This is a genomic window from Paenarthrobacter nitroguajacolicus, from assembly GCF_051027655.1.
GTDB classification, from domain to species: Bacteria; Actinomycetota; Actinomycetes; order Actinomycetales; family Micrococcaceae; genus Arthrobacter; species Arthrobacter nitroguajacolicus.
In genome coordinates, this window is the sequence record NZ_CP073234.1 from 762,611 (window position 1) to 788,602 (window position 25,992).

The 25,992-nt window shown below is 62.4% G+C and carries 23 protein-coding genes and 2 pseudogenes; 7 read left to right on the forward strand and 18 right to left on the reverse strand.

Annotation, left to right across the window (positions count from 1 at the left end; genetic code table 11):
• The first annotated feature begins 110 nt into the window (after positions 1 to 110).
• Positions 111 to 1,043, forward strand: a complete 933-nt coding sequence (locus KCX59_RS03855) for a cytochrome b/b6 domain-containing protein (RefSeq protein ID WP_091465285.1) — start codon at positions 111 to 113, stop codon at positions 1,041 to 1,043.
• On the opposite strand, the gene KCX59_RS03860 is transcribed toward KCX59_RS03855, so the two are convergent.
• The 5 genes from KCX59_RS03860 to KCX59_RS03880 all read right to left on the reverse strand — a co-directional run bounded on the left by KCX59_RS03860 (position 1,040) and on the right by KCX59_RS03880 (position 6,580).
• The gene (locus tag KCX59_RS03860) at positions 1,040 to 1,873 is read right to left on the reverse strand and encodes a hydroxymethylpyrimidine/phosphomethylpyrimidine kinase (protein ID WP_370629225.1); all 834 of its coding nucleotides are present in this window, start codon (positions 1,871 to 1,873) and stop codon (positions 1,040 to 1,042) included. The two genes, KCX59_RS03855 and KCX59_RS03860, sit on opposite strands and share 4 nt — an antisense overlap.
• Before the next feature lie 66 nt (positions 1,874 to 1,939).
• On the reverse strand, positions 1,940 to 2,929 hold the full coding sequence (locus tag KCX59_RS03865; protein WP_179018782.1) for a TAXI family TRAP transporter solute-binding subunit: 990 nt from the start codon (positions 2,927 to 2,929) through the stop codon (positions 1,940 to 1,942).
• The gene (locus KCX59_RS03870) at positions 2,922 to 4,337 is read right to left on the reverse strand and encodes a sensor histidine kinase (protein WP_179018780.1); all 1,416 of its coding nucleotides are present in this window, start codon (positions 4,335 to 4,337) and stop codon (positions 2,922 to 2,924) included. Before KCX59_RS03870 ends, KCX59_RS03865 begins: the two co-directional genes overlap by 8 nt.
• Positions 4,334 to 4,996, reverse strand: coding sequence for a response regulator transcription factor (locus KCX59_RS03875; RefSeq protein ID WP_178993326.1), 663 nt, complete (start codon positions 4,994 to 4,996; stop codon positions 4,334 to 4,336). Before KCX59_RS03875 ends, KCX59_RS03870 begins: the two co-directional genes overlap by 4 nt.
• Positions 4,997 to 5,182: 186 nt before the next feature.
• Positions 5,183 to 6,580, reverse strand: coding sequence for an MFS transporter (locus tag KCX59_RS03880; protein WP_179018778.1), 1,398 nt, complete (start codon positions 6,578 to 6,580; stop codon positions 5,183 to 5,185).
• Between the two features lie 311 nt (positions 6,581 to 6,891).
• Here KCX59_RS03880 and KCX59_RS03885 point away from each other — a divergent pair.
• Positions 6,892 to 7,275 (forward strand): annotated as a pseudogene (locus KCX59_RS03885) (methyltransferase family protein); the annotation flags it as partial.
• Positions 7,276 to 7,367: 92 nt separating this feature from the next.
• Here KCX59_RS03885 and KCX59_RS03890 read toward each other — a convergent pair.
• The 3 genes from KCX59_RS03890 to KCX59_RS03900 are packed head-to-tail and all read right to left on the reverse strand — an operon-like array spanning position 7,368 to position 9,439.
• Entirely contained in the window at positions 7,368 to 7,820 is a 453-nt protein-coding gene (locus KCX59_RS03890; protein WP_256871575.1) for a hypothetical protein, read from the reverse strand.
• Between the two features lie 45 nt (positions 7,821 to 7,865).
• Complete coding sequence (locus tag KCX59_RS03895; RefSeq protein WP_179018910.1) at positions 7,866 to 8,777, reverse strand: TIGR01777 family oxidoreductase; 912 nt, start codon at positions 8,775 to 8,777, stop codon at positions 7,866 to 7,868.
• Entirely contained in the window at positions 8,777 to 9,439 is a 663-nt protein-coding gene (locus KCX59_RS03900; protein ID WP_178993329.1) for a TetR/AcrR family transcriptional regulator, read from the reverse strand. The genes KCX59_RS03895 and KCX59_RS03900 overlap by 1 nt, the downstream gene beginning before the upstream one ends.
• A gap of 345 nt (positions 9,440 to 9,784) precedes the next feature.
• Here KCX59_RS03900 and KCX59_RS03905 point away from each other — a divergent pair, with 345 nt between their 5' ends.
• Positions 9,785 to 10,495 carry a queuosine precursor transporter gene (locus KCX59_RS03905; protein WP_091465298.1) on the forward strand — a complete coding sequence of 237 codons (711 nt, stop codon included), beginning with the start codon at positions 9,785 to 9,787 and terminating at the stop codon, positions 10,493 to 10,495.
• An 81-nt stretch (positions 10,496 to 10,576) separates the two neighbouring features.
• On the opposite strand, the gene tgt is transcribed toward KCX59_RS03905, so the two are convergent.
• From tgt to KCX59_RS03935, 6 genes and pseudogenes are all read right to left on the reverse strand, one after another.
• Positions 10,577 to 11,848, reverse strand: coding sequence for a tRNA guanosine(34) transglycosylase Tgt (tgt, locus tag KCX59_RS03910; RefSeq protein ID WP_179018908.1), 1,272 nt, complete (start codon positions 11,846 to 11,848; stop codon positions 10,577 to 10,579).
• Positions 11,849 to 11,976: 128 nt separating this feature from the next.
• A complete protein-coding gene (locus KCX59_RS03915) occupies positions 11,977 to 12,687 on the reverse strand; it encodes an SRPBCC family protein (protein WP_091467504.1) in 711 nt (236 codons plus the stop codon).
• A gap of 72 nt (positions 12,688 to 12,759) precedes the next feature.
• Positions 12,760 to 13,773 (reverse strand): annotated as a pseudogene (locus KCX59_RS03920) (DUF6707 family protein).
• A gap of 371 nt (positions 13,774 to 14,144) precedes the next feature.
• A complete protein-coding gene (locus KCX59_RS03925) occupies positions 14,145 to 15,251 on the reverse strand; it encodes an IS110 family transposase (protein WP_179018776.1) in 1,107 nt (368 codons plus the stop codon).
• A gap of 290 nt (positions 15,252 to 15,541) precedes the next feature.
• On the reverse strand, positions 15,542 to 16,081 hold the full coding sequence (locus KCX59_RS03930) for an NUDIX hydrolase family protein (RefSeq protein WP_091465301.1): 540 nt from the start codon (positions 16,079 to 16,081) through the stop codon (positions 15,542 to 15,544).
• A 77-nt stretch (positions 16,082 to 16,158) separates the two neighbouring features.
• Entirely contained in the window at positions 16,159 to 16,872 is a 714-nt protein-coding gene (locus KCX59_RS03935; RefSeq protein WP_179018774.1) for a hypothetical protein, read from the reverse strand.
• Positions 16,873 to 16,970: 98 nt separating this feature from the next.
• Between KCX59_RS03935 and KCX59_RS03940 the strand changes: the two genes are divergently transcribed.
• Positions 16,971 to 17,576, forward strand: a complete 606-nt coding sequence (locus tag KCX59_RS03940) for a YdeI/OmpD-associated family protein (protein WP_178993332.1) — start codon at positions 16,971 to 16,973, stop codon at positions 17,574 to 17,576.
• On the opposite strand, the gene KCX59_RS03945 is transcribed toward KCX59_RS03940, so the two are convergent.
• A complete protein-coding gene (locus tag KCX59_RS03945; RefSeq protein WP_179018772.1) occupies positions 17,573 to 18,736 on the reverse strand; it encodes a glycoside hydrolase family 76 protein in 1,164 nt (387 codons plus the stop codon). The two genes, KCX59_RS03940 and KCX59_RS03945, sit on opposite strands and share 4 nt — an antisense overlap.
• Positions 18,737 to 18,849: 113 nt before the next feature.
• Here KCX59_RS03945 and KCX59_RS03950 point away from each other — a divergent pair, with 113 nt between their 5' ends.
• Positions 18,850 to 19,656, forward strand: a complete 807-nt coding sequence (locus KCX59_RS03950; RefSeq protein ID WP_179018770.1) for an SDR family NAD(P)-dependent oxidoreductase — start codon at positions 18,850 to 18,852, stop codon at positions 19,654 to 19,656.
• The gene (locus KCX59_RS03955) at positions 19,656 to 20,954 is read left to right on the forward strand and encodes an acyl-CoA dehydrogenase family protein (protein ID WP_256871557.1); all 1,299 of its coding nucleotides are present in this window, start codon (positions 19,656 to 19,658) and stop codon (positions 20,952 to 20,954) included. Before KCX59_RS03950 ends, KCX59_RS03955 begins: the two co-directional genes overlap by 1 nt.
• Before the next feature lie 15 nt (positions 20,955 to 20,969).
• On the opposite strand, the gene KCX59_RS03960 is transcribed toward KCX59_RS03955, so the two are convergent.
• From KCX59_RS03960 to KCX59_RS03970, 3 genes are all read right to left on the reverse strand, one after another.
• Positions 20,970 to 21,797 (reverse strand): DUF1684 domain-containing protein, encoded by an 828-nt coding sequence (locus KCX59_RS03960; RefSeq protein ID WP_179018769.1) that lies wholly within the window; start codon positions 21,795 to 21,797, stop codon positions 20,970 to 20,972.
• A 232-nt stretch (positions 21,798 to 22,029) separates the two neighbouring features.
• Positions 22,030 to 23,328: an Ig-like domain-containing protein gene (locus KCX59_RS03965; protein ID WP_179018767.1), complete on the reverse strand. Its 1,299-nt coding sequence runs from the start codon at positions 23,326 to 23,328 to the stop codon at positions 22,030 to 22,032.
• Positions 23,325 to 23,990, reverse strand: coding sequence for a hypothetical protein (locus KCX59_RS03970; RefSeq protein ID WP_178993338.1), 666 nt, complete (start codon positions 23,988 to 23,990; stop codon positions 23,325 to 23,327). Before KCX59_RS03970 ends, KCX59_RS03965 begins: the two co-directional genes overlap by 4 nt.
• Before the next feature lie 266 nt (positions 23,991 to 24,256).
• Here KCX59_RS03970 and KCX59_RS03975 point away from each other — a divergent pair, with 266 nt between their 5' ends.
• Complete coding sequence (locus tag KCX59_RS03975) at positions 24,257 to 25,867, forward strand: sigma-70 family RNA polymerase sigma factor (protein ID WP_256871555.1); 1,611 nt, start codon at positions 24,257 to 24,259, stop codon at positions 25,865 to 25,867.
• The last annotated feature ends 125 nt before the right edge of the window (positions 25,868 to 25,992 follow it).

Sequence of the window (25,992 nt, forward strand, 5' to 3'; positions counted from 1 at the left end):
CGAACGCCCCGAAACCCGGGTGCCGTTTTCACCGTCGGGCTGCAACTGGTTGAATCGCTATATAGCGCCAACTGGTCGCAGCCAAACAAGCCAGAGAGGAACGCGGCCTGATGTCCGTTTCAAGCAAGTCGTCCGGGATCACGTCGAACAGGTGGTTCAAACCCGTCGTCGTCACCGCAGGAGCTTTGGTGGTGGCACTGATCCTGGTGCTCGTTGCGCAATGGCTCCGGACCCTCCAGCCCGTGCAACAGTTCCTCACCGACTACCCGGGGCACTCGGCCATTCCTGAAGGCGCCCCCACAGGGTTCCCGGCCTGGCTTGGCTGGCAGCACTTCCTCAATATGTTCTTTATTGTCCTGATCATCCGGTCGGGCTGGCAGGTGCGCACCACCACCCGCCCGGCTGCCAACTGGACCCGGAACAACAAGGGTTTCATCAAGACCAAGAATCCCCCCACCAAGATCAGCCTGGACCTATGGTTCCACCTGACTCTGGATGCGCTCTGGGTCCTGAACGGCATCATTTTCATCGTGCTGCTTTTCGCTACCGGTCAGTGGCTGAGGATCGTTCCCACCAGCTGGGACGTCTTCCCGAATGCCATCTCGGCCGGGCTGCAGTACGCATCACTGAACTGGCCCGTTGAAAACGGCTGGAACAACTACAACAGCCTCCAGCTCCTCACCTACTTCATCACGGTCTTCATTGCCGCGCCGCTGGCCATCATCACGGGCATCCGGATGTCCGGTGCGTGGCCCAAGAAGGCTGCGATCAACAAGTTCTACCCGATCGAGCTGGCCCGAAAGATCCACTTCCCGGTGATGATCTACTTCGTGGCATTCGTGATCGTCCACGTGACACTGGTGTTGGCAACCGGTGCCCTGCGGAACCTCAACCACATGTACGCCTCCAACGACGACAACAGCAGCTGGTGGGGCTTCGGGATCTTCGCAGCATCCATTGTCTTCACGGCGGCCGCTTGGTTCCTGGCCCGGCCCCTGTTCCTGCGCCCGATCGCCTCGCTCATGGGCAAGGTCTCGCGCTAGCTGGCCCCGCCCTGCCACAGGGCATCGAACGGAGCACCCGAGGACACTCGGTTCGTGATGCCGGCGGTCACGAAAGCCTTCGCCGTTCGGGCAGCTTCCAGCGGCGCCGCACCCTTGGCCAGCTCGGCAGTCACTGCGGCAGCAAGCGAGCAGCCGGCACCGGATACAGCTACCTCGCCAACCTTGGGCGCGCGCAGGACCTCCAGCGTCTCGCCGTCGTAGTAAACGTCGACGGCGTCCGGGCCTTCCAGCCGAACCCCACCCTTGGCAAGGACTGCTGCGCCGCTGATCTCATGGATGCGAATGGCGGCGGCCTTGAGCGACTCTTCATCGGTGATGGTGAGTCCGGACAACGACTCGGCCTCGAAGTGGTTGGGAGTGACGAACGTAGCCAACGGCAGGATCTGCGCCTTCAAGGCTTGGTCGGTGTCCAGGGCGTGGCCCGGTTCCTGTCCCTTGCAGATCAGCACCGGGTCCAGCACTACGTGCCTGAAGGAGCCGTCGGTCAGTGCGTTTTCCACGGTGCTGATGGTCGCCGGGCTTCCGAGCATGCCGATCTTCACGGTATCCAGCACGGAAGGTGCGCCGGAAGCGGCACCATATGCCGCCGTCGTGGCTTCCAACTGGTCTGCAATGACTTGCTGGTCCACGGGCACAAAGCGGTGGTTCCAGTTGTCCAGCGGGTTGAAGGAAACGATGCACGTGAGGTTCGCGATGCCGAACACTCCGAGTTCCTGGAAGGTCTTGAGGTCGGCCTGCGCGCCGGCGCCACCGGTCGCTTCGGAGCCGGCGATGGTCAGGGCAATGGCAGGGGCAACGGCTGAAGTCATGTGTTCCATTTTGCCATTCGCTCCGTCACACACCGATTTTCGCGCCGCCCGGCATACCGTGCAGGCTTAACCGTGCAGCGCCCGGTAAGTCGCCTCTGCAGCCGGATGCAGGGGCAGGCCAGCTGTGTTGATCAGAGTTTCCGGGCTGAGGAATTGAACGCCAGTGCTGGACTTCGGCACCAGATCCTGAGCCTGCCCCACCAGCAAATCCACGATCTGCCGAACAACATGATCCGCCAGATCCCTGCGGCACAGAAGCAGGTTGGCCACTCCCACGGTCCACACGGCAGGCGCGTCTCCGTAGCTGTTTGCGGGAATGAGGACGCGGTCGTAGAAGAATTCCGACTGAGCCCGTGTTGCCGGAACGAGCTCGGAGAGGTCGAGGAGCCGCACGCCAAGGGACTGTGCCGCGGCAGCGATGGGTGCAGTAGGGACACCTCCGGACTGAATCATCACGTCAATCGAACCGTCTCGCAGTGACGCCAGCGCTTGGTTCAACCCAAGGTTGACCTGCCTCACGGCCCTGCCCGGCCCTGCCGTCGCACCCGAGAGTCCTGCGGCAGCAATGATTCGGCCGGCCGTCAGGGTAGTGCCTGAGCCCACTTCGCCCACGCCCGCGGTCTTCCCGGCGAGGTCGGCGAAGGTTCGGATGCCGCTGTCCTCGCGCACAATGCAGTGGACGTAGTTTTGGTACACCTTTCCCAGCGCCACCAACTGCCCGTCGTCCTTGCCAAGGGCTGTGGCCTGCGCGGCGGCGTCGGCCAGTGCGACGGCGAGCGTGGCCTCGCCGGATAAGACCCGCTGGATGTTCTCCAGACTTCCGCCGGTGGTCAGTGCGATTGCCTTTTCAGTCACCCCTTCCCGCTGCAGCAGGTCCGCGAGGAGGGCGGCAAACTCTAAGTAGAAGCCGCCGGACTCGCCGCCGGCAACGGTCAGTTCCGGTGGCCGTTCCTCCGGTGTGCAGGCCGCAGTTGATGCGAGCAGGCCGCCGCCCAAGCTGAGCACGGCAACTGCTAATAGGGCGCTTCGCCGGGAGATCGCAGGTAACTCAGGCATGCGAACCGTACCTCGGCCGCGCAAATTCCAGCCGGGCAGTCAGCCCGTGTGGCTCATTCGCTTCCAGGACCAGCTTCGCGCCGTTCGCTTCAGCGAGCCGTTCCACAATGGTCATACCCAGCCCATTGCCGGGGATCCTGCTGTGCTGTGGTGCCCGCCAGAATCTGGTGGTGGACGCGGCGAGTTGATCGGCCGGGAGGCCGGGACCGTCGTCGGAAACCTCGACGGCGGTGCCTCCCTGCGCCTGCCGGCTCGCCACCGTGATGCGTGCCCCCGGAGCGTATTTGAGGGCATTGGCGAGGAGTTCCCCCACCATGTGCGCGAGTTCATCCGGGTCACAAACGATCTGGTTTTCCGACGCTGGGCCCGCCAACGTCAGCTCCGACCCGGCAAGGCGAGCGGCCGGCGTCGCCCTCTCGACTTCACCTTGCAGGACAGGGAAGGGGTCGATGACGGCTAGGCGTTTGTGATCTGATGCCGGCTCCACACGGGCAGAGCCTTCAGAGGCGCGGTGTTCAGCGGTTGCCAGCTTCAGCACGCCGTCGAGCATTTCTTCCACCCGCTCAAGTTCGGCCACGACGCCGGCGGCCGCGTCCTTCTCAGGCTCCGAGTTCAAGGCGAGCTGCAGCAGATCGATCCGAAGCCGCAGCGCCCCAACAGGGTTCCGGAGTTGATGTGAAGTATCGGCGATGAGCCGGCGCTGCGACTCCATGCTCCGGGTCACGGTGTCGGCCATGGCCGTGAAGGAGCGGCTCAACTCACGCAATTCAGGCGGACCGGCTTCGGGAAGCTGGCTGGTTTTGCCCGTGGCCGCGAGCTCGTGGACTGCCTTACTCAGCCGGTAGACCGGGCGCAAAACCCAAGCTGTGATCCGCGACGCCGCAATGAGCAGCAGCATGCCCAGCGCCACCGCGGCAAGTCCGACGACGAGCCACCGCTCCCGTAGCTTCTGCCGGGCTGCGTCGAGGTTGACTTCAACAACCACTTCGCCGAGGACCTGGCTGGCCGTGCCGAAGGACCGGGAGATGAAGTCGTTGCCGGTGCCGAACGCCCGGATGGGGTTCAGTGTAGTGTCGCTGAGATTGAGGCTCGCCCGGTTCAGTGCGTCGCTGACCTCCGGTTGGTCGTCGCTGAGGTTGCCGGAGCTTACCGTTTGCTGCTGAAGCCGGATCAGGATTCCTTCACCATAAAGCTCCGAATAGCGGTCCATCTCGCGCTGCAGTTGGGTTGTGTTGTTGTCCTCAGCGGCGTCGCTGGCCAGTTGCGCAAAGCGGTTGAGGGCTGCGACGCGGTTGATCTGCAGCTCCTGGGTGAGCTCCCTGCTGGCCGATGTCAGGATCACGCTGGATACCGTCACCACAATGACAACAACCAGCAGGCTGAGGATGCCGAGGACGCGGACTTTCACGGTTGCTCTACGCGGTAGCCGACGCCTCGGACGTTGATGATGAACCCGGGAAGTTGGAGCTTGGACCTGAGGCCTGTCAGGTGCACATCCAAGGACCGGGAGTGCGCCAGGAATGCATCGCCCCAGAGTGCGTCCAGGATCTGCTCCCGGGTCACCACCGACCCTGCGTTCCTGACCAGCAGGCTGAGGAGGTCGAATTCGGTTGCGGTTAGGGCGAGTTGTCTTGTGCCCACCGAGGCCACCCGGCGATCGAGGTCTACTTCCAAACCTCCGAGGACAATGGCATGCGGAGCTTCCTGGCCGGAACGGCTGGTGCGCCGGGTGACAGCTTCGATTCTGGCGAGCAATTCCACGAGCTTCACGGGCTTGACCAGGTAGTCATCGGCTCCGGACCGGAGACCCAGCACCACACTCCGTTCGTCGTCGCGCGCGGTCAGGATCAAGATGGGGATCTGTGTGACCTGGCGCAGTTTGCGCAGGACGTCCAAGCCATCCAGGTCCGGAAGGCCGAGGTCCAGCAGGATCACTTCGTGTTGCCGGTGGGCCAGGAGTGCGTCCTCGCCGCGGGATACCCGGGTGTGCTTGTGGCCGGCGGAGGCGACGGCTGCACTCAAGGCCGACGCCATGGCGTCGTCATCCTCGACGATGAGCACGTGCACGGTCAGGGTCCTTTGGCTTGCTGGGCTGGTTCGCGGGTTTTGGTTCGCGGGCTTTGGTTCGCGGGCTTTGGTTCGCAGGTTTGCTTCGCAGGTTTGCTTCGCTACTAGAGCTTAACGTTGTGAGGCCCGCTCTGCGCTCTTCGGAGTATCCAAAGGGCGCAAAGCGGGCCTCACAAGGCAGCCAGGTCAGGCGTTGACGAGGTCCTTCTTGTCGTCGTCGTCCTTCGCAGTGCCCTTTGCCGCGAAGGCGTTGCCCTGCTCCGCGTCCAAGTGCGTCGGCTTCTTGTTCTTTAGCGCGAAGATGTACACCAGCAGGGAGATGAAGATCGCAGCCGTGACATAGGTGAAGAACATGTCCACCTGGCCCGACTTCTGCAGGGCCGCACCGATCAGCGGAACCGTCCCGCCGAACAGCGAGTTGGCAATCGCATACCCTAGTCCAACGCCGAGCGCGCGGATGGATGCCGGGAACAGTTCAGCCTTCACCAGCGCGTTGATGGATGTGTAGCCGCCCACCATCAGCAGGCCACCGAACATCAGGAGGAACGCCACGAACGGATCCTTGGTTCCAGCCAATGTGGAGAGCAGCGGCCACGTGAACAGTACGCCTGTGACGCCGAACCAGATCAGCAACGGCTTGCGGCCGATCTTGTCCGAGAGCATGCCGTACACGGGCTGCAGCAACATGAAGATGAACAGCGCCCAGAAGTTGATCACGGAGGTATCGGTCTTGGCGATGCCGGACGTATCGTTCATGAACTTCAGGATGAAGTTGGTGTACGTGTAGAACGCCACGGTGCCGCCGAGGGTGATGCCGATGCAGATGAGCAGTGGCTTCCAGTGTTTGGTGAACAGCAGCTTCATGGTGCCGGGCTGTGCTTCGCCCGCAACCTTGACGTGCGCGGCGCGGAGCTGATCGGAAGAGAGGGTTTCTTCCATGGAACGGCGGAGCCAGAGAACGACCAGCGCAGCCACGCCTCCGATGGCGAACGGAATGCGCCAGCCCCACTCCGTCAGGTCCTCCTTGCTCATGGTGTTCTGCAGGATCACCAGCACCAGGAGGGCCAGCATCTGGCCGCCGATCAGTGTGACGTACTGGAAACTGGAGAAGAAGCCGCGGCGCTTGGCCGTTGCAGCTTCGGACATGTAGGTGGCGCTGGTACCGTACTCGCCGCCCACTGAGAAACCCTGGACCATGCGGATGAACACCAGCAGAATCAGGGCCCAGAGGCCGATGACATCCTGCGTCGGCAAAATGGCGATGGCGAAGGACCCGGCAGACATCATGGTCACGCTGAGTGTCAGCGCAGCCTTGCGGCCCTTGCGGTCGGCGTAGCGGCCGAAGAACCAGCTGCCGATCGGGCGCATGAGGAACGACGTCGAGAAGACGGCCATCGCCTCAAGCCCTGCCTGCAGGTCGTCCGAGGAGTTGAAAAAGTGCGACTGGAAATACGCCGCGAAAACCGTGTAGACGTAGAGGTCGAACCACTCCACGAGGTTGCCCGCGGAGCCCTTGAGGATGTTGCTCACGGCCTTGCGTGTCTGGGCGGCTTCGCTCAGAGTTTCAGCTTGTTGGGTGCTCATCAATGAACCTTCCTGGACGGCGCCTGATATGGCAGCCGTGTCTTGCATGAGTTCGTTCTGTCCATGAAGCTGGTGCTCATGGCGTCCTTGCGCATGGCTCTTCGTCGACTAAGAAAGGCCCTCCAAGGTGAAGAGGACATGTTCCAAACTATGGGTGATGCACGGCACAGCCCTAGCTCGAGGGGGATTTCCTAACACTTCCTTAGGTTTCGGGTGGCCCGTGTTGAGGTCCGACGGCGGTCGCTTGCCTTGGATTCCCGGCTGCAGCTTCCGCTGTGGCTTTCCTGAACCGCCGGGGTTATCTTCTTGGCATGGGCGCATTTCTGCGTGTGGCGCGCGCAGTGGAACAGGAGGCAGCCAATGTTCCGCTGCCGCCGGGACAAGTTGCCGGTCTGGTGCTGGATGCAGTCCTCAACCGCTTGCATCCCGTTTCCGTCCCTGAGCGCAGCGGCAGACATAAAGCGGCCGGCGCTGTGTTGGTGCTGGCCGGCGCAGGAATCACCGGTTGGGCGGTTTGGGAGCGCCGGCGTGAAACGGCGGGAATCTTTCAGCTGGGCCATCCCGAGGGCTTAGTGACCACCGGCCCCTATGCTGCGAGCCGCCATCCGATGTATCTCGGGTGGTGGATGATTCACGCAGGGGTGGCGGTGTCCAGGGGTTCTGCCTGGCCCGTGGTGACTATGCCTGCTGGAATGCTGGTGGAACATCTGGGCGCGTTGTGGGAAGAATCCATGCTCCGACAGCGATTTGGGGAGGCATACGCCGACTATGAGCGGGATGTTCCGCGCTATATAGGTTCACCGGCACGGTTGATGCGCACCAGTTTCCAGATGGCAAGGCGGCCAACTCCCGCTGCGACGGCAATCGACGACGAAAACAGAAGTGAACCCGTGGACGAAAATGCGCCGAAAGGCACACACATGAGCAATCCCGCAGCGAAGAATGCGGCCACGTGAAGCCACTGATTCCGAACGCGTCGCAGGGCGAGTCCGAGGATGGAACCTACCGCGGCACCAACTGCCCAGACGGGGAGCAGGCTGTAGATGAAAAAGACAACGGCCCACTCGGGACTCTGACTGGACAGCAACACACAGAACGTCAGGTGCGCCACGGCGATGCCCAGAGTCAGTCCTTTGCCTCCCAGCACCACCCGATCCTTCGGTCCGTAGCGCCATCCGGTGGATGGGCTCCTTGTTGCCGGCGCGTACTCTTCATCGATTGACCAAGGGTTCTGGCTCATGACTACCTCCGGGTTATGTGAGCGAGCGTTCGGCTGAAGGGGTGATTATGTGAGCGAGCGTTCGGCTCTGCCCTCGGCGATCTGGTTGAGGGCACCGGCCAGGGTTGGGTGCTCAAACGCGAACCCGGCGTCGAGCAGTTTCCGGGGCTCCACCCATCGGCTCTTCAGCACAAGCTCTGTTTGAGTACGGATCAGGATGGCGCCGGCTTCGAGGAGCCACGCGGGTGTTGGGATGCCGAACGGACTACCCGCGCTTTGCCGGACGTGTGACATCAGCTCGCGGTTGTCCACAGGATAGGGTGTTGCCGCGTTCACCGGTCCGGTCAGCTCAGTGTGCTCGTGCACGAACAACACCGTCCTAAACAAGTCCTCCACATGGATCCAGCTGAACTTCTGCGTCCCCGGACCCATGTACCCGCCCAGGCCCAGCCGAGCAAGATTCCGGAGGGGGCTCATGACGCCACCCGCACCCAAGGCAATTGCAATCCGCAGCGGCACCTTTCGTGTGTCCGGAACTGAAGCTGCCGCCAACTCGTCCTCCCAAGCGCGGGCAACGTCCACGGAGAATCCGCTGCCCAGCTCGCCAGACGCCTCAGACTGGGGTTCGTCATCCGCGTGTCGGTAAATGGTGCCGGTGCTCGAGTTGATCCAGGTCCGTGGAGGTTCGGCGCAAGCGGCAACCGCACGGCCCAACGCCCGTGTCGTCAACACCCGGGAGTCCAGAATTTCCCGCCGGTGCCGCTCGTTGTAACGGCAATTCACGGAGCGTCCGGCGAGGTTCACCAGCAGTTCGGTGCCGTCAAGCGCTTTGGTGATGGCGCCGTCGTCGTGCCATTGAGCGTCAGCCGAAGTGTCCCGCCCGACCGTCCGCACCACCCATCCTTCAGCAACAAACCGACGCCGGAAGTAGCTTCCAATGAAGCCGCTGGCGCCGGCAATCGCCACCGTCCTCCGCATCACGAGTCTTCCTTGACGCTTCGCACGAGCCCCAGGACGTCGTCGAAGACCTTGCTGACTCCGGGAATTTTCGCGAGTGACAAGCCTCGGGCCACCAGCGGGGCTGCGCCGTCGATTAATTTCCGTGTGCGGCGCTGGCCCTCGGACCGGTCGTAAACCCAGAACAGCGCGACGCCCATGTACGCCAGCCACAGCAGTTCGGGCAGATCGCCGCGCAATTTTTTCGCGACGGCGGGGGACGAGCCTTCGACGGCGGACCGGAAGATCGCGAGGGAAGCCTCGCGGGCGGCGGTGGACGCCTCGCCGAACGGGTTGACGGGCGACGACGGCCGGATCGCGGTCGCAATGAAGTCGGAACCGAACTGGTGGTACGGAGACATGACGTCCACTCCTGTGTGCAGAACTGCTTTGAGGCGCCCGGCGAGATCCTGGATGCCTTCGAGTGCCTGCGCTGCCACCACGGCGTGTTCGTCCTGCACTTGGATGTAGAGCTCCTGGACGAGTTCGTCCTTTGAGGCGAAGTAGTAGTAGGCGTTGCCGACCGAGACTCCGGCCTCCTGGGCGATGGCGCGCATGGTGGTCTTTTCGAAGCCGATTTCACGGAACATCTTTAGCGCGACGTCGGCCACCAGCTGGCGCGTCTGCTCACTCTTTGCTGCCATGGTGCCGCTCCTCATACTCATTTTTGAACGTGTTCAAGAATGAGTATGCCATGGTTTCTGAACGTGTTCAAAAGTGGGTCTGTGAGCGAGCGTTTGGTTCAAGCACGTGGGAGGTGAGCGAGCGTTTGGTTCAAGCACGTGGGAGGTGAGCGAGCGTTTGGTTCAAGCACGTGGGAGGTGAGCGAGCGTTGGGGTCAAGCCCGTGGGAGGTGAGCGAGCGTTGGGGATGAAGGAGTGGGAGAATGGAACCGGTGCCGGGCCGGATGCCCCACCAACCCACAGTGCTAATACAGCGGGGTTCCCCCACCAGGGAGCCTGCGCGAACCACTACGAAATGGATGACCCATGCCCTCGCCCTCAGGCTCCAGTACTTTGAGCAAGCCCGCTCCGCGCTTCGCTTCCATCGGTTCCCCGTATTTCGGCATCATGCTGGCCATCATGGCCGTGGTGCTGATCCTGTCCAACATCGGCGCTTCCAAGGGCGTGGTGATCGGGCCGATTATCACTGACGGCGGGTTCTTCCTCTTCCCGATCGCCTACATCCTGGGTGACGTGATGAGCGAGGTCTACGGTTTCAAGGTGGCGCGCAAAGCCATCATCACTTCGTTCGCGCTCTCGGTGTTCGCATCGCTCTGCTACTGGATCATCATCGTGCTTCCCGGCTTCAGCGACGAGTACGGCACCGCAAAGCAAGCAGCCATCGAAGGTGCTCTGGGCCCGGTTCCGCTGATCGTCCTCGGTTCACTGCTGGCTTTCCTGGCCGGGCAGACCATCAACTCGTGGATCCTGGTGAAGATGAAGGCGCGCACGGGCGAGAAGTCCCTGTGGGCGCGCCTGATGGGCTCGTCCGTGGTGGGCGAATTCGTGGACACCCTGATCTTCTGCACCATCGCGGCGTCGGTCATCGGCATCACGGACTTCGGCTCGTTCCTGAACTACGTCCTGGTTGGCTTTGTGTACAAGACCGCCGTGGAATTCCTGTTCGTCCCGGTCACCGTGCTGGTGGTTGGTTGGATCAAGAAGCGCGAGCCCAGCTACGGGGTGGCCGCAGCCTAGTCTCGGGCCGAGATCGCCGGAAACGTGTGAGTTCGCCGGAAGTTTCCGCACGCTCACGCACGCTTCCGGCGATCTCGACGCCTACGAGTAGTACCGACCCAGGGTCTCCGCCTTGAACTCGAAGAAGTCCCCGGATTCGATGGCCAGGCGCGCGTCGTCCACCATTTTCACCACGAAGCGCTCGTTATGGATGGAGATCAGGGTTGCCGAGAGCATTTCCTTGGCCTTGAACAGATGGTGGATGTAGGCCCGTGAATAGTTCACGCAGGTGTAGCAGTCGCAGCCGTCCTGCAGTGGCCCGAAATCGGTTTTGTACTTAGCCCCGGACAGGTTGAACCGGCCGTACGGGGTGTAGAACGCCGAGTTTCGGGCAACACGTGTGGGGGAGACGCAGTCGAAGGTGTCGGCGCCGTTCTCGATGGCCGTGAAGATGTCGTCCGGTTCGGAGATGCCCAGCAGGTGCCGCGGCTTGTTTTCGGGCAGTTCCTCGTTGCACCAGCGCACAATCGTGCCCAGGTTTTCCTTCTCCAGAGCACCGCCGATCCCGTACCCGTCAAAGGGCATGGCACCCAAATCCTGGCATGCCTTGCGTCGGAGGTCCTCGTATTGGGCGCCCTGGATGACGCCGAACAATGCCTGATACGGCTTGTCCACGCGGGATGAAGTCAACGACGCATGCTCCTCCAGGCAGCGCAAAGCCCAGAGCCGCGTCCGTTCCAGCGATTCCTCCTGGTACGCACGCGAGTTCTGCAGCGTTGTGAGCTCGTCGAAGGCGAACATGATGTCCGCGCCGATCTGGTGCTGGACCTGCATGGAGATCTCGGGGGAGAACCGGTGCCGGTCTCCGTTCAGGTGCGATTTGAACCAGACACCGTCGTCGTCAATGTGCGCCAGCCGCTCCTTGCCGGGCGCTACTGCGTCATCCGGACCGGAGCTGTCCACATTCTTCATATCGATGACCTTCTTGAACCCCGAGCCCAGGCTCATCACCTGGAATCCGCCGGAGTCGGTGAACGTCGGCCCCGCCCAGTTCATGAACGCGCCAAGCCCGCCAGCGGCGTCGAGAATCTCCGGCCCCGGCTGTAGGTACAGATGGTAGGCGTTGGCAAGCACAGCCTGCGCACCGAGCTCGGCGATGGACTCCGGCAGCACCGCCTTCACGGTTGCCTTGGTGCCGACGGCGATGAACGCGGGCGTCTGGATGGTCCCGTGCGGTGTGGTGATGGTTCCGGTTCGGCCTAGGAAAGGGCCGCCGTTGGCGTCTACCTGAGCGTCCGACGGCGGGCACGTTTCCGTGAGGCGCTTACCCACCGAGAAGGAGAACTCGGATTGCCGGGCAGTCAGCCCTGGCAACCCGGGGAGCGCAGGCGGAGTGGAAGCCGGAACAGCAGAAGGATCGGACAAAGACGCAGAAGCAGGAAGGGAAGCTGGCACGCTACCAAGTGTGCCAGCTTTACCGCGGGTAACCTGCCGAAAAACCCCTACGAACCGTAGCTCTCAGCCTTCCACTTGTCCCACGAGGACCGGATGTCCGCCAAGGTGTGGGCCCCCAAATCGTAGGTGGAGGCAATCACCATGGAACCGCCGTCGGGCCTTTTCTCCGGAATCGGCAGTTGCTCAGCGACGATCAGCAGCCCGTCCCCGTGCTCGGCGTAGCTGTGGACGGTGAGGCCCACCTGGTGCCGGCTCTTGAACCAGACCTTGCCGGAGATCTTCTCACCCGTGGCAAGCGTGAGCGAGTATTCCTCTCCAACAGGCGGTAAATCCCCAAGCCCCAGCTTCTCAATCGCCGGCCCGCCTTTACCCGGCAGGGAGATGAAATGGGTCCGCCGGTGCCCGTGGGGGTGCCGTTCCAGCGCGAACCGCAGCTGATGCAGGAACGTGAGCCAACCCTGAGTGATGTCCTCATCCCACTCGGCCCATTCAGAGTTGTGATCGAGGGCGGCCCTGGTGACCCGCACTTCCGTGCCACCGGACACCGGATGGAGCTCAAAGACGTCACCGCCGTTGACGGTCAGGCTCGTATGATCGGGCCCCTCCACAACATCGGTGTTGAAGTAGATCTGTTTGATTTCGTCGGCGAGGTCGTCGGCTTCCCAGCCGTGCCATTGAGCCACCAACGACGGTTCACGCAGCATTGTCCAAACCTGCTGCGCGTCGGCATTAACCACAACGCTCAGATTGTTCGTCATGGCCCCGAATCTACCGCCGTTGGCGCCCACATAACAGGTCTTGATATTCCCTAAAAATCGGTACAGGGGAAGCTAGGCGCGTACCGACTCAAGTTCGTTGCCGATCCGCCGGGCCAGCTCGTCCTCGTCGATGGTCTTCGATCCACCGTGGGCACGCAGGAACATCAGCGCCTCGAGCCGGAGGAACCGCCATTCGCGCTCAGCTTCGTGGTTCCCGTTGTCGATTGCACGGAAGATTTCCTTGTCGTACAGGTTGGGTTCGTTCAGCGAACGCTGCCTGACCCGGGCATTGATCCGGGCCTTGAAGGGGTCTTCTTCCTGGGACTCGGGGGCGCGCAACAATTTTTCGTAAACAGCGGCGCGCTCGGCTTGTCCGGCTTCGCGGCAAATGAAACTGGATAGCGCCAAGGCACGTTCGATCGATGCCCAGCGGTCCAGGTTGCCGTCAAAGGGCAGCACATTCAGCAAATCGGCGACTGCCAAAGCGTGGTCCGGATCGCGCAGCACAATGCAGAGATCGAAGGCGAGGTCGCTGAGGTCCCGTAGGCAGCTTCCCTACTTGGTATTGATGCCTTTCGCGAGGCGATCCGCCAGGACCTGCACACCGTTCTTACCCTTGTGGTTGGCTGCCGCAGCACGAACCACGGCTTCCGGTGTGCCGTCAGGCTCAGGGATGAGGGCCAGCTCCTCAGCGCTGGGACCGGTGTGCGTCGGCGGCGTTTCCGGGCGCGGAGGAACGACGACGGCGGGACCCGCGGGAGCGTCGGCGTCGCCTCCTGCCGGGGTGCTTGAGTCCGAGGTGCTGGAATCAGGGGTGCTTTCGTCCGCGGCGCTGGAGACGGAGCCGTCGGAGTCAACCGGAACTCCGCCACCCACAGGAACACTGGACCCTACAGCGATCCGTAACGTGCCGCCGTCGACCATTGTCACCAGCAGCAACGCGGCCACGCCGTAATCGTCGTTTTCCACCTCAACGGCGGCAATTTCCTCGGCCGGCCCGTCACCGGGCGGGAACACAAAATCCCCGGGCCGCAGGTCCCCAGCCTGCTTTTCCATGTATTGCTGTGTGGCTGGGCTGTGAGTCATCGGAAGTCCTTTGGTTCTCGTGGGGTCCGCCGTCCAGTCTACAAAGACCAGCTGGCGCAGGGGTCGGGACCCGCTGATATGTAGGTCCGGTTGTCAAGAGGCATAGATGAACGGCTCCTGGCTTGTGGTTCCGGGGCCGCTCATCTATGTGCCGGCCCGGTCGTGACGGGGGTGGTGGCGAGTCTTTTCGACCGGCAGTGTCAGGCTGACATTCGCGGGTTGGTTACGGCATGACGATTTTTCGGCTGGAGCAGTATCGGCGTCTAGAATCGAGCGTCGACGGTTAAGGCCCGTCTGCTCATAGCGGGTTCTCGAGTTAGCTCCGCGTGCTGCCATCGCACTTCCACCACGTCCCGGGGGCACGTTCGGGGTCAGGCCGCGTTCATGTGTTCTCCTTGCTGGAGCGGGGCGGCCAACGACCAGCACCACCCGGCGAGCTCGCGGGCGATCGCAGTGTTGGCCTTGACTGACATTTTGTGCCGTTCATCGAAGTGTTCCCACTTGCGATGGAGTCTGTGGTTTCCTTCCAGAGCGCGGATACGGGTGGCCGGGGGGACGAGATCGAGCTGGCGCATCAGCCGTTGCCCGGGCCGGGCGTAGGGGCGCCGGTGTTGCCAGGCCGCTTCGATGAGGAGTTTGCGGGCATAGGTGTTCCCGGCCTTGGTGATCGGGCCCTGGTGCCGGGATTGACCGGAGGACTCCTCGCTGGGTACCAGCCCGAGGTAGGAACCGATGGACGAACCGCTGAATCGGGTCCAGTCCCCGATCTCCACGGCCAGCCCGAACGCCGTGGTCATCTGGATGCCCCGCAGGCACATCAGCGCCTCGATCACCGGGGAGTAGCGGCATGCCGCGGCCGTGGCCGCGACGTGTTTGTCGATTCGTGCCAGATGCGCAGCGAGCAGTTCGGCCTGTTCTACGTCGGCCTCGTAGGTGAACTGCAGTGCCGGTTCCTCAAACCGCTGGCGGTGCAGCCACTCGCGATGTTCCTTCGTCCACCGGGTGTCCTTGGGGTAGCGGATGCCGTGGCGCAGCAGGATGGCGTTCACGTGCTGGCGGGCGTGTGCGAGGTCCTTGGCCATGCCGGAGCGCAGCCGGGACAAATCCCGCAGAGCCTCTTCGTCCAGGTCCGGGATCCGCACCTCGGTGACCGAGCCCACCGCGAGCGTCTCGGCCAAAACCCGGGCATCGCGCCGGTCGGTTTTAATGCGGTCCCCGGGAGCTCGCAGCAGTTTCGAGGACGCCGCTACCACGCAGTTGATACCCGCGGCCTGCAGGTACCGGGCTAGGACGAACCCGGTAGGGCCGGACTCGTAGACGGCCTTGACGGGTGGCTCGAAGCGGCGGACCCACTCCAGCACCATGGCCGGGTCAGCGGCCATCGTGTGGTTGCTGACCTCACCGGTGCCCGGGTTCAGCGCATGGCCCACCACGTTGACCGCGTGAACATCCAGACCAATGAAAGTATGCTCAAACATAGCCGGGACCTCCCAAACCTCACATGTGGCACTACCATTTCACTCCCGATGAGCCGGGCGGGCCAAGGGAGCCGCCAATGGCAACCCACGGCCTTGTGAAACAGAAGGCCCCGGCCCCTCCCGGCCGTTCCCTGTCCGTCCGGGATAAAGGACATCACCGCCGGGGTTCCAGGGCCCGCAGCGCCGCTTCCCCGCACCAGGACCCGATCAGCCAAGCCGGCGCTGCGGGACCCGCCCGGCGATAATGACCGGTCCGGACGGGCGGAACCTGCCCCCTCACCTCATATCGTCTAGAGAACGATGCCCGAGAAAGCCAGGGCCTGCCGGACGAGGTTCCCGCGGCCGCCGTCGAATTCCTGCTGGACGTTCTCGCTCAGCACCTCTTGCGGCGTCATCCACGTGAGTTCCAAAGCGTCCTGGCGGGGTTCGCATTCGCCGGTCACGGGAATGATGTAGGCCAGCGAAACGGCGTGCTGGCGGTCATCAGTGAAGCCTGTCTGAGACGGAGCCGGGAAATATTCGGCCACCGTGAAGGGAACAGGGCTGATGGGCAACTGCGGGAAAGCCAGGGGGCCGAGGTCCTTTTCCATGTGCCGCAAGAGCGCTGCACGAATGGTTTCCCGGTAGAGAACACGGCCGGAGACAAGGTAGCGGACCATGTTTCCGTCGGCGTCGCCCTGAAGGAGGGTGCCCACTTCGTTCACATAACCGAGCGGATCCAACCTGACCGGAACGGCCTCCACGTAGACCATGGGGAGGCGGCCGCGGGCTTCGAAGAGGTCTTCATCTGAAAGCCAGCCTGGATACGGGTCGGGTGTACGTACGCTCATGGTTAAGTTCTACCGCATCCCCAGCCGAACTTCCTTGGCAGCAGCGCCGTGGCTGCGGCGTTACGCTCTCGGCTGTATTACGCGGCCGTGACTGGTGACTTCTCCACCACAATCGACGCCGGTGCCGCGCCGCTCACAGCATCCGGGTTGGCGACGTACAGGACGTCTTCGGTGATCCTGGCCTCGATGTCCGCAGCCTTGAGGCGCTCAAGCAGTGGTTCCAACTCGTCGTCGTACTCAAACGCGAGGTCCCCGTTGGTGGCGTCCGCGCCGTGAATAATCTGGAGGATTCCCCCGTTCTTGGTGGTGAACGTGGCCGATTCGTCGTCTTCTGTGCGCTGCCGGGCGCCGATGTTGCGGAGAACATTTGCGGAGAATGCCACCAAGGGGCTGACCCACGTTGCTACCACCGTGAGTGCTGGGTCTGCATCGCTTGACGTGGCCCAGCTGCCATCCGCTGCCCGTGACGCGGGGAAAGCAAAAAACTCGAAACCGTCGTCGGCCGAGATACGCGCCGTGGGCCCGTAGGACGCTTCGTGAAGTTCTGCCTGGGTGCCGTCTTCCTCGGTGCGGCGTGCGAATTCCTCCAGGTTTCCCACCTCCACGCTGAAGATGGTGTAGCCATCAAGGGGGTGGCCGTGCTCCAGGCGACCCAATGCGACGCGACCCGAACCGGCGTCGAACTCCTGCCAGTCGCCGTCGTCCACCGTCTTCACCAAACCCAGCGCCTGCAGCAGCGTGGCCCACTGCTCAAAGTGCGATGTGTAATGGATGGGGCGGGCTCGCAACATTGGTCCTCCTGGGCTGGGTCCTCGCGGTTCGGGTGTCCGCTCCCAGCCTATGCCGCGTGGCCCTGCCGGGCGCGTGCGTTTCACAGGAGAATGAACCCATGCCCATTGAACTTGAGGAACTTCTTGTCGCAGACGGCGCCGCCTGGCGCGCTTGGCTTTCGGAGCATGCCGCTGAGAGTCCCGGCGTGTGGCTGATCCTGCACAAGAAGGGCGGCAGCATCACTGAGTTGGACTACGACGCCGCCCTGGACGAGGCCCTGTGCTTCGGCTGGATTGACGGCCAAGCGAAGAGCCGCGACGCCGAAAGTTACTTCCAGCGAATGACGCCCCGCGGCCGCAGGAGCATCTGGTCAGCACGGAATGTGGGGCACATTGCGCGACTGGAATCCGAGGGCAAAATGACCGATGCCGGACGAGCTGCCGTCGAGGCCGCAAAAGCGGATGGACGCTGGGAAGCCGCCTACGCCGGGCCAGCCGATTCCGTGGTTCCGGATGACCTCGCGGCAGCCATCGCCGCAGTCCCCGAGGCCCAGGCGATGTTCGATTGCCTGACCTCCCAGAACCGCTTCGCGCTCATTCACCGCACCAACGGGGTCAAACGGGCAGACACCCGCGCTCGCAAGATCGCCGGTTTCGTGGAGATGCTTGCCCGCCATGAGGCCCCGTACCCGCAAAGGAAGCGTCCCCTTTCCAGCGACAGCTAGAGAGTGGCGGCAGCTTCCAGCGCCATCCAAGCTTGAAGCTGAGTTGAAAGCTCGACGGCGGCCCCCACCGGATATGTTTCGCTCGCCGGTCGCTGGGGGTCGAAAGAGAACACGATGGCTGGAGTTCCCCTGCGGCCCTTGGCCTGGTTCGGGTCCTCGCGGCGCCCGGCCCAGAACGCTTCGGCTGTGCTGCGAACCAAGGACCTGGCCGCATCCCGGGTTGTGGTTGGAAGCCGGGCGTCACGGGCCGCCAGAGCGAGATAGCGGAGCAGGATGCCGGTGAAAAGGCCACCATCGCCCGTCCCGTCGCCGCGGATTACCTGCGTGCCGGGCAGCGTCAGCTCGCGTTTCACGGCGTCCACAAGCAGGGCGGCCCTGCGCAGGTTGTCATCACCGCCCAATTCCAGCAAGGCACCGAGGACCGGGCCTTGGTTGTAGGTGTAAATGGCCTCATCCACCACCACCCTGCCCTGACTCATCCGAAGCCCGTCCCGATACACGCCACGGTCCGGGTGGAGGAGCTTGCTGTTGAGCCAGTCCACCAACTTCTGTGCGCGCTCTGCATGGTCGGTCCGGGCGTAGTACAGGGCCACCGGGGCGGTGGCAGGCGTGTTCTTGAAGTCCCGTTTGGTACTCCAGAAGGTGCCGCCACCAAAATCGTCTGTTGACGCCGAATCGAACTGCAACGTCAGGCTCTTGCGGACATACGCGTTGCGCCGCCGGCCAGAATTCCTGGTCTCCTCCGCCAGCTTCTCCAGACGCAGCGTGGCGAGTGCCAGCCACGCCATGTCGTCGTAGTAGTCGTTGACGAAGCGCAGCAGATTCCGCAACCGGATTGTGGTGACCAGCCGCGAAGCGAGCCGACCCGCGCTCGGGCGGGAGTCGCCGTCGAACTTTGTTTTACTCGCGAGTTCACGGCGGCCGGCGTCCACCAGGCAGTCGACGTAATGCGCCTGCCACCAGTAGTGCCAGGGGCCGGAGAGACTCTTGATGGTGCGGCTGGGAAGGCTCACTGCACCCAGGTGTGTACCTGGCAGGAACAGCAGACGCCTGCCGAAGCTTCGGGTCACTGATCGGGCAGCCTGGTTGGCACGCGCCGCCCACTCGGTGGCGTCTGTGGAGGGGGCAGGCTTCCCGGCTGGATCGATCTGACTGGACATGCAATTAGCCTAGCCGGGCCGGGGAGTTCGCCTTTCAGGGCGGGCAGTGTGCGCTTCCCCACAATTCCAGTTAACATGCATTAACGGATTTGGGTCTGCATCAAGGAGGATGAATGGACATCAAGGGCACGGTCGCGCTGGTAACCGGCGGGGCATCAGGGCTGGGGGCCGCTACCGCGAAGCGCTTGTTCGACGCCGGAGCCTCGGTGGTCCTGGTGGATCTGCCGCAATCGGCTGGTGACGCATATGCGGCCGATCTGAATGCGAAACGTTCGGGTGAGGGGGAGCCGGGTCCACGTGCTGTCTTTGCTCCCGCAGACGTCACCAACGAATCCCAAGTCCAGGCCGCCGTCGATGCCGCCGTAGCTTTGGGACCGCTACGGATCGTCGTCAATTGCGCAGGCATCGCAACGCCGGGGAAAGTCCTTGGCCGCGAAGGCGTACTGCCCTTGGAGAACTTCAACAAGGTCATTCAGATCAACCTTGTGGGCACCTTCAACGTGACCCGCTTGGCCGCTGCTGCCATGGTGGAAACCGAACCCGTCTCCACGGAACTGGGTGGGCCCGAACGCGGCGTCATCATCAACACTGCCTCCGTGGCCGCCTTTGAAGGCCAGATCGGCCAGCCAGCCTACGCCGCATCGAAAGGTGCTGTCGCAGCCATGACGCTCCCCTTGGCGCGGGAGTTCGCGCGTTCACTGATTCGCGTAGCCACCATCGCCCCTGGCATCTTTGAAACGCCCATGATGGCCGGACTTCCCCAAGCGGCCCAGGACTCACTTGGACAGCAGGTCCCGCATCCCGCACGCCTGGGCCGTGCCTCGGAGTACGCAAACCTGGCGGCCCACATCGTGGAAAACGCCATGCTCAACGGGGAGACCATCCGACTCGATGGCGCCATCCGTATGGGACTCAAATAATGGGCGATTACAACGGCATTCCGGGGTCCTTACCTGGAACGGTTGTGCCCGGTAGTTCCGGTTCGGGCGGGCCAGGCCCGTCGTCCGGAGCGGACCTTCCCACGGCTGACTTCTTCGACTTCGAATCCCTGCTCAGCGTCCAGGAGCAACGGAAACTCAACGAACTCCGGGCTTTCCTTGCCTCCGAGATCGCACCATACGCCGGGCAGTGGTGGGAGAAAGCAGAGTTCCCCGAACACATCCTCCCTAAGCTCGCGGCCCTCCGGCTCAGCGCGCCCGCCCAGCGCGGATATACCCACCTTTTCGCCGGCCTGGTCATAGCCGAGATGACACGCGTCGACACCTCGATCGCGACGTTCTTCATGGTTCACCACGACCTCTTCGTGGAGTCGCTGTACGACTTTGGCAGCGACGCCCAGCAGGACCGCTACCTCGACGACGCCTCCAACCTCCGCACTACCGGCGCCTTCGCGCTTACGGAACCGGATCACGGCTCCGACGTCGCCGGCGGCATGGAGACCACTGCCCGCCGTGTTGAGCGGGCAGATTCCGACGGCGGCGATTACTGGGTGATTAACGGCGCCAAACGCTGGATTGGGAACGGGACGTTCTGCGACTACATGTTGGTGTGGGCCAAGGACGAAACAGACGGCGCCGTGCGTGCCTTCATCGTTGACGCATCCTTGCCGGGCATCACGCGGAGCCGCATTGAGAACAAGATTGCCTTGCGGACCGTGCAGAACGCCGACATTGTGTTTGTGGACGTGGAGGTAACTGAGGCAGATCGCTTCGCCGGCATCAGCAGCTTCGCGGACACCAACCACCTGCTCCGTGGCTCCCGCATCATGGTGGCCTGGCAGGCCGTTGGCCAACAACTGGCAGCCTTCGACGTCGCCCGGCAGTACGCCGTCGAGCGCATGCAGTTCGGTAAGCCGCTGGCCAAATTCCAGCTCATTCAGCAACACCTTGTGGACATGCTGGGAAACGCGGTGGCCAGTATGGGGATGATGGTCCGAATAGCGCAACTGCAGGAGGACATTTTCACAGATGCGCAAGGAGTGCGGCACGGAGGCGCAGAGATGGCGCAGGTGGCGCTCGCCAAGGCCTACTGCAGCGCAAGGATGCGGGAAACCGTGGCGTTGGGCAGGTCAATCCTGGGCGGGAACGGAATCGTTACCGATTACCGCATCGCGAAGATCTTCGCCGACGCCGAAGCCATTTACACGTACGAAGGCTCCTACGAAATCAACTCGCTGATCGTTGGCCGTGCAGTTACAGGGGTTTCCGCCATCGCCTAGACCGCCGGCTGTCCGCTAGTCCTGCGGAAGCTTCTCTCCGGCTTCCACCCGAACATCGATTGAATTGCCCCGGACAGGCATTGGGCATGTGCCGTACGGAGTGAATGCACTCGGGTAGTTGATGGCGCGGTTGAAGTCGATCACCACGGACCCGTCTGGCCGGGGCCGGGGGATGAACACCTTGCGCCATTCGTCCGTGGTCTCTCCGTTGGTTTCATCGTGGAAGGTTACGTTGAGCGCGCCCAGCTTCTCCTCCTCAGCGTGCAGCCGGATTTCGTGGGGAACACCCGGTACCCGGAACGCCACTTCGCCCACTGACCTGTGGACACCGTCCACCAAGGGGTTCGCCGTGCCGATGGGCACGTCCTTCGGCTCATCGTAAGATTCAAACCGGCCCTCGATAACCCAGGCGGGGTTGTATTCGTAGGTGGGGACACCTTTGAACCCAGTCAATACGGGGGAGTTGTTGTCGCGGGTGCGAACAGCGTACTTGTCGGCGCGCATGGCCAGTTCCACCACAACTTGCTTGCCGTCCTTGCCTCCAAACTGCACCCACATGAGCGACTCTTCGTCCTGAAGTGTGGCCGAGATGGTCCCGTCGACGCCCTGTCCCGTCTCCACGAGCGTGAGCCCATCCGCAGCGCTCGCCGTCAGGAAAGCTGTGGTGCCGTCGGTAGACCACAGGCCAGGGACGAGTTCGACCTCGGAAGGTTCGGCCTCAAGCCATTGGAAAGATGTGAGCGTCAGCCAGCCGTGTTCGGTGGCAAGAGCTGTATTTCGACCTGCACGGAACCGCTCCCAACGGGCGAGTTGGGCGTCGGTTGCGGTGGTGGGCGTGCTCATGGTTCTCCTCGGCGGGTTTGCGTCAGTTCGTGGCGGTTGCACTTGCCTCAACTATGCGCCGGGCTTGGGCATTCCCCGAATCCATAAGACCTGAACCGAACCTATTACCTTGGATCGGCTCGCGCTGGCCCTGATTCATGCCAGCGCGAGCCGGGATTGATGGACGGCAACGATGGGTCGCTCACGACGTGCCCAACCCATCCTTGCCGTCTTGGCTATTGCAGTCGGATTCTCAGTGCGACCGCTGCCCGTACTTCCGGGCACCTGCAAAGGCAAACAGGGATCCCGCGGCCAGAAGCGCCGCAGCAATGAAGATGAACCCCTGCCCCTGGGCGCCGGTATTGGCCAGCTGCTCAGGGCTGTTCGCCTCGGTGGGGTCCGCAGGTTCCTCGGGAATCACTACGACAATGGGATGGGTGATACTTGGGCTCGGTTCCGGAGTTGCGGGGGGTGTGCTGATGCTTGGAGTTGTGCTCGGGCTCGGCGTCGCGGGTGCTGTGCTCGCGCTCGGTTCCGGAGTTGCCGAAGGTGTGCTGGTGCTCGGGCTCGGGCTTGGGGCCGTATCGACCGCTCCGTCGCCCGTTCCGCTCGCGACGCTTCGACGCGTCTCGGCACCAACGGGGTGCTGTTCGCCCGAGATGTTGACTGTTCCGTTGTTCTCGTAGACATCCAAGGAAGAGTCGGTCACTGTTGTGACCACGAAGAGCTCCACGTGTTCGCCTTCAGGAAGCTCTTGCCAACTTACTGTCAGCGACTGCGGGGTGCACTCGATGGTTGCCGGATATTGCTCGTCATCGAATGGCTCAACAATGTTGCCGGCGGCGCTCACTACCTTTCCCACGCGGGGTGTAACTTGGCTGCAATCGATTTCCATGCCGGCCGCAGGGATGTCCGTCACCACAACATCGTTGGTTCCGAAGGCCATGGGCGGCATGTAGAAGATCGACTCCAGTTTCGTCTGGGCGGGGTCTGCCCACCACATCGATTTTCCGGCTGACGTTGGCACGCCCGGGGTGCAATCCTCTGTGCAGGGTTCAGTGGTCACGGGTACCCGAACCACGCTGTCACCAACAACGAAGTTCAGCTCCTCCGTTCCTCCGCCGGTGAGCTCACGCGCGTACTGAGTAGTGAAGGAACACTTTCCGCCAACATTCAGGGGATGCGAAGCCACGAAATCGGTCAGGGTGAAGACCACCAAGCCGGCGCCATTCGCGGCTGCGGTGGCGACTATGCGGCCAGCCGGGTTCTTAAGGTCAAACGTAGTGTCGCCAAACCAGCGCAGTTCAGCGGGGAGTCGAAGACTGAAGGTGTCCCCGGGTTGCGATTTGTCGGGGACAGACCATTCACATTTCACATCCACTTGGTCCCATTGCTTGGTAACTACTGATTCCGTGCTGATGGTGATCTCCGCTTCCGGAATATTTGCCGCAGTGGCCGGAAGGGCGGTCAGCCCCAAGCCCAAGACAGCCATGACAGCGGCCAACAACGCAGTCACCAGCGACACGGTTTTTAGATGGATCTGATTGTTCATTTTCTGGATGGTCCTTCGAATCCTTGGGTGTTGTGTTCCGTCACAGGGTGAGTGTTGGCAGCGGAGGGTTCGTGACGTTGCAGCGGGTAAAGCACCATGCGCGCAGGGCTCAGCGTCCCTTCCCCCAAAGCCTCCAGCACGGCCTTGCATCCCAGTAGCCGGGACAGGCTGCGTTCTCCAAGGGGGAAAAGGATATGGACAGCAGAATTTTGGTACATGGCCATGGATCCGGTTCCGTGCAACTGCCCTTTGACGGCTTCCCCGAGCCGGGCAAGGAGTGTCCAGCAGTGTCCGCGGTTATGGCGGAGGCCGGGCAGCCGGATGATCGCCAGGGCATGCGAACCCGTGGACTCCGGCCCTAACGTGGATACCTCGTGGACCCGTCGCTGAAAGTGCGCGTAAGTGACCAAGCCTGTGTAGACATCGGTGCATGAGAGCGGGGCGGCTGTTTCTGCGACCTCCGCCCAGCCTTCCGCCAGTGATTGAAGGGCGTCGATGTCGACGGGCTGTTCCGCAGCCACAAACAACGCACGGAAATCGCTCATGGTCTCATTGATGCCCACGCCATTCGTGGCGCGGGCCGCTCCGAGTAATTTGGCCCTGCCGGCCGGAATCGCTGTGCCGGTGGCGAGCGACGTTACGATTGTCCGGACCTCAGGCACGAACCAATCCGCCCCAAAGCGCCACCCCATTTTGTAACTGGCCGTTTGCCATCTTCGCTGCAATAAATACCGTGTAAACGCACATTCGGCGAATGATTTGGTCCGGAACAAGGTCATATCCGAATAGTGCGCTGAACAGACGGTTCGTGACGAAGTGCTTTCCCCAAGCTTTGATAAAGACCATGTAGAAAAACGCGTCACGACTTGCCTCTACTCCCCACTCCATATGTATGGGCAGGGTTCTTTACGGTTTGGGGATGCCATAGATGGCACAGAGTTCACATGCAGGCAGCAAATCAAAAATCGACGACGATGGGCGTCTTATTGAGTTGGTCCGGGGCGGAGATATGTCCGCATTCGATGGTCTCTATGAGCGCCACGTGTCCATTGCATCCACCGTTGCCCGACGCAACGTGGACAATCCAAGCGATGCCGAGGATGTAGTGGCAGAGGCTTTTCAAGCTGTGCTGCAAGGTCTCGTGGCTGGGAGAGGACCAGATACATTCTTTCGGGCCTACCTGTTATCGACAGTTACCAGGTTGTCCCATCAACGGAACCGCAAAGCCGGCAAGGTCCTGCCCAGCAGTGATGATTCTGTTCTGGATCACGCCTTGGCCGATTCAGATGCCGCCATCAATGCTTTCGAGTCGCGCACGGTGGCCAAAGCCTTCCGCACCTTGCCGGAACGGTGGCAGGCGGTGCTGTGGTACTTGGACGTGGAACGCATGAAACCTGCAGCCGTTGCACCCATTCTGGGGCTTTCTCCCAATGCTGTTTCAGCGCTCGCCCTTCGTGCGCGCGAAGGCCTCAGGAGGCAATACCTGCAGTGCCATATCGCAGAGCAGCCCGATGGCAGGTGTTCCGAGTTCGCTTCGAAACTCGGCAACTTCATCCGAGGTGGACTGTCAGCCGCCACTGAGCGCAAGGTTCGGGATCACCTGAACGGCTGTTCTACATGTACGGCCGCCCTCGCGGAGCTGAAGGACGTTCAAGGGAGCATGCGAGCAGTGCTCCTTCCCATGGTTACGGGTGTTCCCATCACGATCTGGGCGGGAAAAGGCGCGGGGCTGGGCGTTTTAGGCGCGGTTTTTCCCGCAAAGGCTGCACTGATCGCACCAGCGCTCGCTCAACCGATAGTCCTGGCCGTCGTCGCGGCCGCCGGGGTGGGGCTTGTGTTGGGGTCCATAGGAATCGTTGATCACCTGACTCCGGAGACTTATTCGCAGCAGCGTGCCCTGCAGACTGGCAGTCCACCCTGGGAAAGTGAACCGGCGACGCCCACCGCTACACCTACGACAAGCAGCACACCATTCCCTGCATCTTCCTCTCCGACAGAGTTGCCTCCTGCCCCGGAGGAATTGCTACCAACCCCGGTGGAGGTACCTTCAGGGACGCAAGTACCCACGCTGCCCCAGGTGATGCCCGCGCAGAATCAAACCGCAGAGCCCTCCGCCACACCTTCCCTGGTTGCACCACCAGCCCCCACACCGGCTCCCGCACTCGCTGCAGGCCCGAGGACCGCCGTTCCGGCGGATGTGCAGGGTTCTGTGCGGCAATACTCAGGCCGGGATGCCGTGAACATCACCATGGAAATCGACTTCCAAGTCTCAGGTGCAAACCCCTTGGGTAGCGGCAAAGCGGTATTTTCGGTGGCCGCGGATGCATGGATAGAGGAAGGTTCCCTTCAAGCGCCGGTTGGATGGACCTGCGCGCTGGAGAGCCGGCGCGTTGCCATCTGTGCCAGCAGCTCTGTGCAACGGGGTGATCTTCAATTCCGTGTACTGACCGACTCCCAGGGCAATAAGAAAAACCGCGAACTGAGCTACACCTTGAGTGGCCCGGGGCTGGCTCCTAACAACTTCACCTACAACTACTGACATCGGGACTCTGGCAGGGGAAGGCGACGCCAAAATCTGAGACACATTCTTTTGTTGAGTTCCGTGCGGGTAAGATCCCGTAGGAAACATTAGTAATCCGGCTCACAGTATCCAGCGCAGTGTAC

What these genes read in the sequence shown, in the direction of transcription:
- KCX59_RS03855 (WP_091465285.1), top strand. Translation starts at nt 111, where the DNA reads ATGTCCGTTTCAAGCAAGTCGTCCGGGATCACGTCGAACAGGTGGTTC.
- KCX59_RS03895 (WP_179018910.1), bottom strand. Translation starts at nt 8,777, where the DNA reads ATGCGGAGGACGGTGGCGATTGCCGGCGCCAGCGGCTTCATTGGAAGC.
- KCX59_RS03950 (WP_179018770.1), top strand. Translation starts at nt 18,850, where the DNA reads ATGGACATCAAGGGCACGGTCGCGCTGGTAACCGGCGGGGCATCAGGG.
- KCX59_RS03955 (WP_256871557.1), top strand. Translation starts at nt 19,656, where the DNA reads ATGGGCGATTACAACGGCATTCCGGGGTCCTTACCTGGAACGGTTGTG.
- KCX59_RS03925 (WP_179018776.1), bottom strand. Translation starts at nt 15,251, where the DNA reads ATGTTTGAGCATACTTTCATTGGTCTGGATGTTCACGCGGTCAACGTG.
- KCX59_RS03905 (WP_091465298.1), top strand. Translation starts at nt 9,785, where the DNA reads ATGCCCTCGCCCTCAGGCTCCAGTACTTTGAGCAAGCCCGCTCCGCGC.
- KCX59_RS03915 (WP_091467504.1), bottom strand. Translation starts at nt 12,687, where the DNA reads ATGACGAACAATCTGAGCGTTGTGGTTAATGCCGACGCGCAGCAGGTT.
- KCX59_RS03930 (WP_091465301.1), bottom strand. Translation starts at nt 16,081, where the DNA reads ATGAGCGTACGTACACCCGACCCGTATCCAGGCTGGCTTTCAGATGAA.
- KCX59_RS03945 (WP_179018772.1), bottom strand. Translation starts at nt 18,736, where the DNA reads ATGTCCAGTCAGATCGATCCAGCCGGGAAGCCTGCCCCCTCCACAGAC.
- KCX59_RS03935 (WP_179018774.1), bottom strand. Translation starts at nt 16,872, where the DNA reads ATGTTGCGAGCCCGCCCCATCCATTACACATCGCACTTTGAGCAGTGG.
- KCX59_RS03965 (WP_179018767.1), bottom strand. Translation starts at nt 23,328, where the DNA reads ATGAACAATCAGATCCATCTAAAAACCGTGTCGCTGGTGACTGCGTTG.
- KCX59_RS03940 (WP_178993332.1), top strand. Translation starts at nt 16,971, where the DNA reads ATGCCCATTGAACTTGAGGAACTTCTTGTCGCAGACGGCGCCGCCTGG.
- KCX59_RS03900 (WP_178993329.1), bottom strand. Translation starts at nt 9,439, where the DNA reads ATGGCAGCAAAGAGTGAGCAGACGCGCCAGCTGGTGGCCGACGTCGCG.
- KCX59_RS03890 (WP_256871575.1), bottom strand. Translation starts at nt 7,820, where the DNA reads ATGAGCCAGAACCCTTGGTCAATCGATGAAGAGTACGCGCCGGCAACA.
- KCX59_RS03865 (WP_179018782.1), bottom strand. Translation starts at nt 2,929, where the DNA reads ATGCCTGAGTTACCTGCGATCTCCCGGCGAAGCGCCCTATTAGCAGTT.
- KCX59_RS03880 (WP_179018778.1), bottom strand. Translation starts at nt 6,580, where the DNA reads ATGAGCACCCAACAAGCTGAAACTCTGAGCGAAGCCGCCCAGACACGC.
- KCX59_RS03960 (WP_179018769.1), bottom strand. Translation starts at nt 21,797, where the DNA reads ATGAGCACGCCCACCACCGCAACCGACGCCCAACTCGCCCGTTGGGAG.
- KCX59_RS03975 (WP_256871555.1), top strand. Translation starts at nt 24,257, where the DNA reads ATGGCACAGAGTTCACATGCAGGCAGCAAATCAAAAATCGACGACGAT.
- KCX59_RS03860 (WP_370629225.1), bottom strand. Translation starts at nt 1,873, where the DNA reads ATGACTTCAGCCGTTGCCCCTGCCATTGCCCTGACCATCGCCGGCTCC.